The sequence below is a fragment of the Dactylosporangium sp. CA-052675 genome (assembly GCF_050947935.1).
Classification (GTDB): Bacteria; Actinomycetota; Actinomycetes; order Mycobacteriales; family Micromonosporaceae; genus Dactylosporangium.
On the sequence record NZ_CP192010.1, the window covers coordinates 9,199,475 to 9,210,693 of the forward strand.

General features: G+C 69.8%; 9 protein-coding genes. 2 read left to right on the forward strand and 7 right to left on the reverse strand.

The genetic code is table 11. From position 1 onward, the window contains the following. Window positions 1–46: 46 nt before the first annotated feature. The 7 genes from ACQP1P_RS41260 to ACQP1P_RS41290 all read right to left on the reverse strand — a co-directional run bounded on the left by ACQP1P_RS41260 (window position 47) and on the right by ACQP1P_RS41290 (window position 6,961). A complete protein-coding gene (locus ACQP1P_RS41260; RefSeq protein WP_433079825.1) occupies window positions 47–580 on the reverse strand; it encodes an NUDIX domain-containing protein in 534 nt (177 codons plus the stop codon). After that, the gene (lepA, locus tag ACQP1P_RS41265; protein WP_433079827.1) at window positions 577–2,454 is read right to left on the reverse strand and encodes a translation elongation factor 4; all 1,878 of its coding nucleotides are present in this window, start codon (window positions 2,452–2,454) and stop codon (window positions 577–579) included. The genes ACQP1P_RS41260 and lepA overlap by 4 nt, the downstream gene beginning before the upstream one ends. 409 nt (window positions 2,455–2,863) lie before the next feature. Then, a complete protein-coding gene (locus ACQP1P_RS41270; protein ID WP_433079829.1) occupies window positions 2,864–3,418 on the reverse strand; it encodes a YbjN domain-containing protein in 555 nt (184 codons plus the stop codon). 169 nt (window positions 3,419–3,587) lie between these two features. Next, window positions 3,588–4,208, reverse strand: coding sequence for a hypothetical protein (locus ACQP1P_RS41275; protein WP_433079830.1), 621 nt, complete (start codon window positions 4,206–4,208; stop codon window positions 3,588–3,590). Then, window positions 4,208–4,609 (reverse strand): acyl-CoA thioesterase, encoded by a 402-nt coding sequence (locus ACQP1P_RS41280; RefSeq protein WP_433079832.1) that lies wholly within the window; start codon window positions 4,607–4,609, stop codon window positions 4,208–4,210. Before ACQP1P_RS41280 ends, ACQP1P_RS41275 begins: the two co-directional genes overlap by 1 nt. A 15-nt stretch (window positions 4,610–4,624) precedes the next feature. Beyond that, the gene (gene ettA / locus ACQP1P_RS41285) at window positions 4,625–6,304 is read right to left on the reverse strand and encodes an energy-dependent translational throttle protein EttA (RefSeq protein WP_433079834.1); all 1,680 of its coding nucleotides are present in this window, start codon (window positions 6,302–6,304) and stop codon (window positions 4,625–4,627) included. An 84-nt stretch (window positions 6,305–6,388) separates the two neighbouring features. Further along, window positions 6,389–6,961 carry a hypothetical protein gene (locus ACQP1P_RS41290; RefSeq protein ID WP_433079836.1) on the reverse strand — a complete coding sequence of 191 codons (573 nt, stop codon included), beginning with the start codon at window positions 6,959–6,961 and terminating at the stop codon, window positions 6,389–6,391. Between the two features lie 110 nt (window positions 6,962–7,071). On the opposite strand from ACQP1P_RS41290, the gene ACQP1P_RS41295 reads away from it, so the two are divergent. After that, window positions 7,072–8,472, forward strand: a complete 1,401-nt coding sequence (locus ACQP1P_RS41295; RefSeq protein ID WP_433079838.1) for an alpha,alpha-trehalose-phosphate synthase (UDP-forming) — start codon at window positions 7,072–7,074, stop codon at window positions 8,470–8,472. Window positions 8,473–8,634: 162 nt separating this feature from the next. Continuing rightward, window positions 8,635–11,193, forward strand: a complete 2,559-nt coding sequence (gene otsB, locus ACQP1P_RS41300) for a trehalose-phosphatase (RefSeq protein ID WP_433079840.1) — start codon at window positions 8,635–8,637, stop codon at window positions 11,191–11,193. Window positions 11,194–11,219 lie beyond the last annotated feature (26 nt).

Sequence of the window (11,219 nt, forward strand, 5' to 3'; positions counted from 1 at the left end):
ACCAGGGGGGCGTTGCTTTGCGGTTGAACTCGTATTGCCCGAGGGCTCAGGAAGCCAAACGTACCGAAGATCGACGAACGACCAGATTTCGCAATACCGAGTCCATTGACGGAAAGGCCATCTCGGGCGGATCGGCCAGGGGCAGCCAGGTGAACTCGCTGCCCTCGCCGGGATCGAGCACGATCTCGCCCGCGGTGATGGTGGCGAGCCAGAAGCAGTCCAGCACCGGCAGCCGCTCGCCCTGGAAGTCGTACGACCCGATGAACATCCCCGCGAAGTCGCCGAGCTCGACGGTCACGCCCAGCTCCTCCCGGGCCTCGCGCACGGCCGCCTCGGCGGGGTGCTCGAAGCCGTCGCAGAAGCCGCCGGGCAGGTCCCAGTAGCCCTTGCGGGGCTCGCGGGCCCGCCGGATGGCCAGGAACGTCTCGTCGCGCAGGATGACGACGGTGCCGGTGGGGCGCGGGTTGCAGTAGGTCTCGTAGCCGCACGCGGCGCACCTGGCGGGCGGCTCACCCGTGGGCGCGCCGCACCGAGGGCAGTGCCGGCCCCCGAGGGCCGGCACCGCTGCCGGGGCCGTCACTTCTTCGGCTTGTCCGCCGCGGGCGTGTCCGAGGTCGACAGGGCGGCGATGAACGCCTCCTGCGGCACCTCGACGCGGCCCACCATCTTCATCCGCTTCTTGCCCTCCTTCTGCTTCTCCAGCAGCTTGCGCTTGCGGCTGATGTCACCGCCGTAGCACTTGGCGAGCACGTCCTTGCGGATGGCGCGGATCGTCTCGCGGGCGATGATCCGGCTGCCGATGGCGGCCTGGATCGGCACCTCGAACTGCTGGCGCGGGATGAGCTTCTGCAGCTTGCCGGCGATGGTGACGCCGTAGTTGTACGCCTTGTCCTTGTGCACGATGGCGCTGAAGGCGTCGACCGGCTCGCCGTGCAGCAGGATGTCGACCTTGACCAGGTCGGCCTGCTGCTCGCCGGAGGGCTCGTAGTCGAGGCTCGCGTAGCCCTTGGTGCGGCTCTTGAGCTGGTCGAAGAAGTCGAAGATGATCTCACCGAGGGGCAGCGTGTAGCGCAGCTCGACGCGGTCGGCGGACAGGTAGTCCATGCCCAGCAGCGAGCCGCGGCGGCCCTGGCAGAGCTCCATGACCGCGCCGACGAAGTCGTTCGGGGTCAGCACCGTGGCGCGGACGGTCGGCTCGTAGATCTGGCCGGTCTTGCCGTCGGGGAACTCGCTGGGGTTCGTGACCATGTGCTCGGAGCCGTCGTCCATGATCACGCGGTACACCACGTTGGGCGCCGTGGAGATCAGGTCGAGGTTGAACTCGCGCTCCAGCCGCTCCTGGATGATCTCCAGGTGCAGCAGGCCGAGGAAGCCGCAGCGGAAGCCGAAGCCGAGCGCGAGGCTGGTCTCGGGCTCGTAGACCAGGGCCGCGTCGTTGAGCTTGAGCTTGTCGAGGGCGTCGCGCAGCAGCGGGTAGTCCGAGCCGTCGATCGGGTACAGGCCCGAGTACACCATCGGCTTGGGGTCCTTGTAGCCCCCCAGCGGCTCGGTCGCCGGCTTCGCGTTGATGGTGACCGTGTCACCCACCCGCGACTGGCGCACGTCCTTCACGCCGGTGATGAGGTACCCCACCTCGCCCGCCCCGAGCCCGGTGCTCTTGATCGGCTCGGGCGAGATGACGCCGATCTCCAGCAGCTCGTGCACCGCGCCGGTGGACATCATGCGGATGCGGTCGCGGGCCTCGATCCGCCCGTCGACCACCCGGACGTAGGTGACCACGCCCCGGTACACGTCGTACACGGAGTCGAAGATCATCGCCCGGGCGGCGCCGGCGGACTCGCCGGCCGGCGTCGGCAGCTGCCGCACGATCTCGTCCAGCAGGTGCGCGACGCCCGCGCCCGTCTTGCCCGACACGCGCAGGCAGTCGTCCGGCTCGCAGCCGATGAGGTGGGCCAGCTCCTCCGCGTACTTCTCCGGCTGCGCGGCCGGCAGGTCGATCTTGTTGAGCACGGGGATGATCTGCATGTCGTTCTCGAGCGCGAGATACAGGTTGGCCAGCGTCTGCGCCTCGATGCCCTGGGCGGCGTCGACGAGCAGGACGGCCCCCTCGCACGCGGCCAGGCTGCGCGAGACCTCGTAGGTGAAGTCCACGTGCCCCGGCGTGTCGATCATGTTCAGCACGAACTCGTCGCCGGCCAGGTCGCCCTCGCGAACCTTCCACGGCATGCGCACGGCCTGGCTCTTGATCGTGATGCCGCGCTCGCGCTCGATGTCCATGCGGTCGAGATACTGGGCCCGCATCTGCCGCGCCTCGACCACCTCGGTCAGCTGCAGCATCCGGTCGGCCAGCGTCGACTTGCCGTGGTCGATGTGGGCGATGATGCAGAAGTTGCGGATCCGGTCCGGCACGGTGGCGCCGGGGCGGTTCGCGCCGGGGTCGATCGTCGGTGGCACAGGCGTCCGTTCTCCATCGGGCTGGGATCGCATATATCGTCCCACGCCCGCCGCGAAACCGGCTCACGGCCGTACCCCGCGGGACCTCCTCGGCCGGCTCCTTCCGGAAAGTCCGGACGTTCGGCGCATAAACCGGGCATCATGGGGTAGCAGACGCGCGTCATGCCCCGCCAAGAGACTCGTGAGAGCCGGCCGAGAGGACATCGAGAGAGCTGCATTGAATACTGGATCGCGGTCCCCCGATCACGTCCGGAACGGGGGTCGGCGAGACAGGCTGTGCACCCGACCTCGCCGAGCGGACGAGTCTTGGGACCGAGAACAGGCACGCTCCGGAGCGGGTCCAACTCCATAGGTTCGGCCAGACCATCGGTGAGGCCGGAGCGGCAGTTCGGCTGGAGCAGCGGTTGGGCTAGAGCAGCGCGCCTTCGTCGTGGAGCCAGTCCACGAAGCCGAGGGCCACCACGGCCGCGCAGTCGACGAGCTCGGCGACGAACGCGTCGTGCGCGCCCGACAGCAGCGGCACCTGCATCTCGGCGTAGATGGGCAGCTGGCCACGGTCGGTCGCGTCGCCGACGTAGGCCTTGTAGAAGCGCCGGGTGTGGTTCCACTCGTTGATCACCCGGTAGGCCCGGTCGGCCCAGTCCGGCGGCACCGTCGCGTGCGGCCGCGCCCGCATGACCAGGATCTCGTCCGCCGGCCCCTCCAGCGCGAACAGCACCGCGTGGCGCTCCCAGAGCGCGAGCAGGCTGCCGTCACCATCCGTCAGGTAGCGGATGTCGAGCTTCTCGAGGGCCTCCGCGACCCGTGGCAGTGTCACCGGCGCGATCCCGCCGGCGCCGTCCTCCTGCGGCTTCTCGCACGCTCCGTCGATCGTCGAGGTTGCGTCTTCCCGCGGCAGCTGAGCCACGATCGAGTCGGTCTTCGACCCGCTCGCCTGCTCGGCCCGCCATGGCCACCTTGGCATCGTCCCGGCTCCCTGCTCCCCCGTGCGCCTCCACCCGCATGTGCGGTCCGTCGCCAACCGAATTCGCTCGGCGGTGGACCCGAAAGAGGACGGTACCCGTTCGGTCGAGTTTCAGCAGCCCCCAATTTCACCCTCGCACCACCCGTTCGGGTGAGGGTCTTACAGCCGTCTATCCGATGAGCAGTGATCCGCCGGCTCGATGCCAGGCAGAGCCATATGCGCAGGCCAGAGCCGTCCACGGGCCCGAAATCCGGACATCGACCAAGTCCGGCGGGCCGCCGCCGACGAACCCCATCCGGATGACCGCCTGGACGAGACGCTGCGTAACGGGTATACGCCGGCCCGTCTCCGTCGTGACCACGATGGGCTCATGATCGAGCAGCGCGTCGCGCAGGACCCGGGAGCCGACCGGGCGGCCGCCGACCCCCTCGGCGGCCGCGGTCCGCAGGGTCTGCGCGGCCGCCGCGCCGACCCGCAGGACGTCGGCCGCCGGGATGCGCTCGACCACCGTCCCCGGGACCGCCGGCAGCGACCAGCGCCAATCCGTGTCCCGCGATGCGGGAAGCTCGCCATCGACCGACGCGAGCAGATCGCGGGCCGAGACGGTCCGGTCCCGGGACACCGCGGCGGCGATGCCGCGGGTCACGAGCACCCCCCACGGCAGCCGCGACCACAGCGCCACCCGCTCCCCCGCGGGCCGCAGCCGCACGACGGCGGCGGGGTCGAGCCGGGCCACCCGCCCGGCGAACGCGCAGACGTCGGAGCGGCCGGATTCGGCCAGCCAGGCCACTATCCGAGCCAGGGCGAGAGGAACTCGCGCTCGATGTCGCGGACCCGGCGGGGGCGCCCGGCCTCGAGGTCGTAGGGGACGCAGACGGTCCGCGCCCGGGACGCCAGCTCGTCGCCGTCGAAGAGCTCGTACGCCACGATCAGCCGCGACGCCTTGATCTGCTCGATCCACAGCTCGATGCGCACCGGGTCGCCGTAGTCGACCGGACGAAGATAGTCGATCTCATGACGTGAGATGACGATGCCGTTCTCGAACGACTCCAGGCCGGCCGCCCGGGCAGCGGTGAACATCAGCGCAACGCGCGCCTCCTCGTAGAGCGTGAGGAAGCGCGCGTTGTTGACGTGCCCGTACGCGTCCAGATCGGACCAGCGCAGGGCGCAGTGGTAAACGAAGCGGGCCACTACTGTCGGTTGCTGTCAGTCGCGGGTGAGCTTGCGGTAGGTGACGCTGTGTGGCCGGGCCGCCTCGGGTCCGAGCCGGTCGACCTTGTTCTTCTCGTACGACTCGAAGTTGCCCTCGAACCAGAACCACCGGGCCGGGTTCTCGTCGTCGCCCTCCCAGGCCAGGATGTGCGTGGCCACCCGGTCCAGGAACATCCGGTCGTGGGAGATGACCACGGCGCAGCCGGGGAACTCCAGCAGCGCGTTCTCCAGCGACGACAGCGTCTCGACGTCGAGGTCGTTGGTCGGCTCGTCCAGCAGCAGCACGTTGCCGCCGATCTTGAGCGTCAGCGCCAGGTTGAGCCGGTTGCGCTCGCCGCCGGAGAGCACCTTGGTCGGCTTCTGCTGGTCGGGGCCCTTGAAGCCGAACGCGGCCACGTAGGCCCGCGAGGGCATCTCGACCTTGCCGACCATGAGGTGGTCCAGGCCGTCGGAGACGACCTCCCAGACGGTCTTGTCGCCGTCGAGGCCGGCCCGGTTCTGGTCGACGTAGGACAGCTTGACCGTCTCGCCGACCCGCACCACGCCCTCGTCCGGCTTCTCCAGCCCGACGATGGTCTTGAACAGCGTGGTCTTGCCGACGCCGTTCGGGCCGATGATGCCGACGATGCCGTTGCGGGGCAGCGAGAACGACAGCCCGTCGATCAGCACGCCGCGCTCGTCGAAGCCCTTGACCAGGTCCTTGGCCTCGATGACCACGTTGCCCAGGCGCGGGCCCGGCGGGATCTGGATCTCCTCGAAGTCCAGCTTGCGGGTCTTCTCGGCCTCGTTGGCCATCTCCTCGTAGCGCTCGAGGCGGGCCTTGGACTTGGTCTGGCGGGCCTTGGCGTTGGAGCGGACCCACTCGAGCTCCTCGGAGAGGCGCTTCTGCAGCTTCTGGTCCTTGCGTCCGGCCACGGCGAGCCGCTGGGCCTTCTTCTCCAGGTAGGTCGAGTAGTTGCCCTGGTAGCCGTGCACCTGGCCGCGGTCGACCTCGGCGATCCACTCGGCCACGTGGTCGAGGAAGTACCGGTCGTGGGTGACGGCCAGCACGGCGCCCGCGTACTTCTGCAGGTGCTGCTCCAGCCAGTTCACGCTCTCGGCGTCGAGGTGGTTGGTGGGCTCGTCCAGCAGCAGCAGGTCGGGCGCCTCGAGCAGCAGCTTGCACAGCGCGACGCGGCGGCGCTCACCCCCGGAGAGCTGGGTGACGTCGGCGTCGGGGGCCGGGCAGCGCAGGGCGTCCATGGCCAGCTGCAGCTTGGAGTCGATGTCCCACGCGTCGGCGTGGTCGAGCTCCTCCTGCAGGCGGCCCATCTCGTCCATGAGCTCGTCGGAGTAGTCGGTCGCCATGAGCTCGGCGACCTCGTTGAACCGCGCGAGCTTGGTCTTGGTGTCGGCGACGGCCTCCTCGATGTTGCCCAGGACCGTCTTGCTCTCGTTGAGCGGCGGCTCCTGCAGCAGCATGCCGACGGTGTAGCCGGGCATGAGCCGGGCCTCGCCGTTGCTCGGCTTGTCCAGCCCCGCCATGATCTTGAGCAGGCTCGACTTGCCGGCGCCGTTCGGGCCGACCACACCAATTTTCGCGCCGGGCAGGAACGACAGCGTGACGTTGTCGAGCACGACCTTGTCGCCGTGCGCCTTGCGCGCCTTCTCGAGCACGTAGATGTACTGCGCCACGGTGCGCCCCTACCTCCGGTCAGCTTCGCGTACGGGAATCGCCCCAATCTTTCCAGGCCCGGCGCCGAGTGCCCAACCCGGCCCTCACGCGGGCGGGTAGGCCTGGATCACACCGTAGGTCTTCGAGCCGATGACGAGGCTGCGCGGCGTGACCGTGTACGTGGTCCCGTCATTGGTGACGGAGTACGAACGGCTCTTGGCGTCCTCGGAGGCGCCGGGGCGCAGCAGCCCGTTCCTGCCCTCCTCCGGGATCTCGCCGCCCTCCTCGTCGGCCCAGTTCGCGATGCGGTCGTGCCCCTGGTACCACAGCCCCGAGCCGTCCTTCTCGCGGCAGATCCAGGCCTCCTTGTTGTTGCCCGTCCGCACGTACTGCACCAGCTGCATCGGCACCGACGCGCCCGGGTCCTGCTTGAGGGCGCCGGCGCTGACGAACTGCGGGCAGGTGCGCGGGCGCGCCGCGTTGGCGGCGCTGGTCGCGGCCGCGGGAGGCACCGCCGACGGTCCGTCACCGGACGCTGACTTATTCTCATCGATGTCACGTAGGCCGAGGACGTACCCGAAGAGGGCGCCGATGACGGTGAGGATGAGCAGGGAGAGACCGACGACGGTGACGGTCCGGCCCGACTCCCGTACGGGTTCGACATCGATGCGCGACATGCACAGCAGGATCGCACCTGTGAGCCAGCACTCCGCATGCTGCCAGGTCGCACCGGGGATCAGTAGGCTGAAAGTACGAGGGTGGATCACCCAGGGGGAGGACTCGACACGTGGCTGGAGACAGTGCATTCGTAGTGGTCGCCAACCGGTTGCCCGTCGACAAGGTGGTGGGCCCGGACGGCGAGGTCAGCTATCGCAGGAGCCCGGGCGGGCTGGTGACCGCGCTCGAGCCCGTGCTCGAGCAGCGCAACGGGACCTGGGTCGGCTGGCCCGGCGGGGCCGGGGACACCGACACCCAGGAGGAGACGTTCGAGGCCGGCGGGATTCATCTGCACACCGTGCCGCTCAGCGCGGGCGAGATCGAGCGCTACTACGAGGGCTTCTCCAATTCCAGCCTCTGGCCGCTCTATCACGACGCCGTGGAGACGCCGATCTTCAAACGTCGATGGTGGGAGTCGTACCGTCTGGTCAACGAGCGATTTGCGAAGGCCGTCGCCGACGATGCCGCGCCGGGCGCCACGGTGTGGGTCCAGGATTACCAGTTGCAACTGGTGCCGGCCCTGCTACGCGAGTCCCGGCCCGATCTCAAGATCGGGTTTTTTCTGCACATCCCATTCCCGCCCGTCGAACTGTTCATGCAACTACCGCGCCGCGCCGACATTCTCAAGGGTCTGCTCGGTGCCGATCTGGTTGGTTTCCAGCGGCCACTCGGCGCGCAGAACTTCGTCCAACTGGCCCGACATCTGCTCGGCACCCGCGTGCGCCGCGGAATCGTGGAGTGGGAGGGTCGCACGGTGCGCGCCGAGGCTTTCCCGATCTCGATCGACGTCGAGGAGATGCGGCGGCTGGCCGCGTCGCCGGAAGTGCAGGCCAGGGCGGCCGCGATCCGCACCGAGCTGGGAGAGCCCCGCACGATCATTCTGGGGGTGGACCGGCTCGACTACACCAAGGGCATCGAAAGGCGCCTCAAGGCATTCAGGGAACTGCTGTCGGATGGACGACTCACGGCGCCCGAGACGGTGATGGTACAAGTGGCTACGCCGAGCCGGGAGCGGGTGGAGCACTACCAGACGCTCCGGGTGAACGTCGAGCGTGAGGTCGGGCGGATCAATGGGGAGTACGGACGAGTTGGCCAACCGGCCGTGCACTATCTCCATCAGTCGTACAGTCGGGCTGAGCTGGCCGCGTTGTATGTTGCGGCCGACGTGATGATGGTGACTCCGCTGAGGGATGGCATGAACCTGGTGGCCAAGGAGTATGTCGGTGCCCACGCCGACGGCCGGGGCGCCATCGTGCTTTCGGAGTTCGCGGGCGCGGCCGCCGAGCTGCGCCAGGCGTTCCTGTGCAATCCGCACGACCTCGACGGGGTGAAAGACGCACTCATGCGTGCGATCCATGTCGACCCGGTCGAGGGCCGCAAGCGAATGCATGCTATGCATTCCCACCTGCGCGCCCACGATGTCCGAACCTGGGCGGACTCGTTCCTGGACGCGCTCGGCGCCGCATCGTGACCCGCCCGTCGGCTCGGCGCCTGCTCGACCGCACAGCTCCAACCGCTCGGCACCCTGACGAACATCTCGTCGAGCAACCAGTCGAACACCCTGTCGAACACCCTGTCGAACACCCTGTCGAACACCCTGAATGCACAACCGACTTCCACGAACAGGCCGGACATGAACCAGATCTCGGCGACAGGCAACGGCCTCTCGCTCGACCCGGACCTCCGCGCGGCGGTGCTACGCGTCGCCCGCGTGCCCAACCTCTTGGTGGCATGTGACTACGACGGCACCCTCGCGCCGATCGTCGCGGACCCCACCAAGGCGACTCCGACCGCCGAGTCCGTAGCCGCCGTGCGCGCCCTCTCGTCGCTGCCGCAGACGACGGTGGGCGTGATCAGCGGCCGGGCCCTGCGTGACCTAGCCGCCCTGTCCCGCCTCCCCGCCGAGGTGCGCCTCGTCGGCAGCCACGGCTCCGAGTTCGACGTCGGCTTCGTCGACGAGCTGCCGCCCGAGCGCCAGCAGCGCCGCGGCGAGCTGCAGGCCGCGCTCAACGCCATCTGCCGGGACCAGCCGGGCGTCCGGCTAGAGAGCAAGCCCGCGAGCATCGCGGTGCACACCCGGGCGGCGCCGCGGGACGTGGCCCAGCGGGTCTTCGACGCCGTGCGCAGCGGGGCGGCGCTGTGGCCCGACATCGAGGTGACCACCGGCCGGGAGGTCATCGAGCTCTCGGTGGTGCCGACCGACAAGGGCCTGGCCGTCGACGCGCTGCGCATGCAGGTGTCGGCAAGCGCGGTGGTGTACCTCGGCGACGACGCCACCGACGAGAAGGCCTTCGCCCACCTGCACGGCCCCGACCTCGGCATCAAGGTCGGGGTGGGCGAGGAGGAGACGCAGGCCCGCTTCCGCATCGACGGCGCGGACGCGGCGGTGGCCGTCCTCGAGCTGCTGCTGTTCACCCGGCGGCGCTGGCTCTTCGGCGAGCAGGCGGTGCCGATCGAGCGGCACTCGATGCTGTCCAACACCCACACCGTCGCCCTGCTCACGCCGGCCGCCCGGGTCACCTGGCTGTGCCACCCGAAGCCGGACTCGGGCGCGGTCTTCGCCGACCTGCTCGGCGACACGGCGGCCGGGCACTTCACGGTGCAGCCGGAGAAGGGCGGCACCCCGCTCGGGCAGCGCTACCGGCCGGGCACCATGACGGTGGAGACCCGCTGGTCGGGCCTGACCGTCACCGACTGGCTGGACCACCACCGCACCGGCAACTCGCTGATCCGCGTGCTGTCGGGCAGCTCCCGGGCCCGCATCGACTTCGTCCCGCGCCCGGACTTCGGCCAGGTGCACATCCGCCTGCAGCCGCTCGGCGGTGACGGCCTGCTGGTGCTGGGCTCCAACGAGCCGATCGCGCTGTACTCCCCCGGCATCGAATGGGAGATCAGCTCCGACGGCCACAGCGACATGGCCCGCGCGACGGTCGACCTCAACGCGGTCGGCGGCACGGCCATGCTGGAGCTGCGGCTCGGCACCGACTCGATCGAGGCGCCGCGGGTGGAGCTGGCCGAGCGGCAGATCGCGGCCGAGGCCGCCTGGCGCGACTGGTCGGAGTCGCTCAAGCTGCCCTCGGTCGCCAAGGACCTGGTCCGGCGCAGCGCGCTCACCCTGCGCGGCCTGTGGCACAAGCCCAGCGGCGCGATCCTGGCCGCCGCGACCTCCTCGCTGCCGGAGGAGATCGGCGGCTCCCGCAACTGGGACTACCGGTACTGCTGGCTGCGCGACGCCTCGCTGACCGCCAAGGCCCTCGTCGACCTCGGCTCCACCGAGGAGGCCGAGTCCCTGGTGCGCTGGACGCTGCGCGTGGCCGACAACACCGACGGGCACCCGGAGCGGCTCCACCCGCTGTACACCCTCGACGGCACCGAGCTCGGCCCCGAGGCCGTGATCGAGGCGCTGCCCGGCTACGCGGGCTCCCGCCCGGTGCGCATCGGCAATGCGGCCAACGGCCAAGTGCAGCTGGACGTGTTCGGCCCCGTCGCCGACCTGATCTGCGCCCTCGCCGACGTGCGCCCGCCCGAGGAGGGCGACTTCGCGCTCATGAACGCGATGGTCGAGGCCGTCGAGCGCCGCTGGCACGAGCCGGACCACGGCATCTGGGAGGCCCGCCGGCGCCCGCGGCACTACGTCTACTCCAAGGTCATGTGCTGGATGACCGTCGACCGCGGCATCCAGCTCTTCGAGCGCCAGGGCCGCCCGGTCCCCGAGGTCTGGCACACCCTGCGCGCGACCATCGCCGACAACGTGCTCGACAAGGGCTGGAACGAGAAGGTCGGCGCGTACACGGTCGCCTACGGCTACGAGGAGATGGACGCCTCGGTGCTGTGGATCGGCCTGTCCGGCCTGCTCACCGACGACGACCCGCGGTTCCTGGCCACGGTCCTGGCCGTCGAGGCCGACCTGCGCGAGGGCCCGACCGTGTACCGCTACCGCTGGGACGACGGCCTGCCCGGCGTCGAGGGCGGCTTCCACCTGTGCACGACGTGGATGATCGAGGCGTATCTGCGCACCGGCCGCCGCGCCGACGCCGAGGAGCTCTTCGCCCAGTTCATCGAGTGCGCCGGTCCGACGGGGCTCATCCCGGAGGAGTACGACCCGATGACCGAGCGCGCCCTGGGCAACCACCCGCAGGCGTACTCGCACCTGGGCCTGATCCGCTGCGCGCTCGAGCTCGACCGCGCGTAGGACACGACGAACCGGGGCGCCCCTTC